Genomic DNA, 376 nt, shown 5'->3' on the forward strand with positions numbered 1-376 from the left:
TCCGCCCGGAGTGGCCATCACCGCCACGCCACCGGCGAGCGCCAGCGCGCATTCGCCCTGACGCAGCGCCTGGCTCGCCAGGTGCAGCGAGACCAGCGAGGAGGAACACGCCGTGTCCACGGTGACCGACGGGCCTTCGAGGCCGAACGCGTACGACAGCCGACCGGACAGCACGCTGCCCGAGGTGCCGGTGAGTACGTATCCCTCGACCTCGCCCGGAGCGTGCGGCAGCAGCGTGGCGTAGTCATGGCCGCTCGCTCCGACGAACACGCCGGTCCGGCTGCCCCGCAGCGAATCGGGGTTGATCCCGGTGCGCTCGAAGGCCTCCCAGCACGCCTCCATGAGCAGCCGCTGCTGGGGGTCCATGGCCAGCGCC

General features: G+C 72.1%; 1 protein-coding gene. It reads right to left on the reverse strand.

Translation table 11 applies throughout. The features are described from left to right. Positions 1-376, reverse strand: a 376-nt coding sequence (locus tag VT50_RS37625) for a beta-ketoacyl synthase N-terminal-like domain-containing protein (protein ID WP_143645368.1), incomplete at both ends; no start/stop codon positions are given.

The sequence above is a fragment of the Streptomyces antioxidans genome (assembly GCF_000968685.2).
Classification (GTDB): Bacteria; Actinomycetota; Actinomycetes; order Streptomycetales; family Streptomycetaceae; genus Streptomyces; species Streptomyces antioxidans.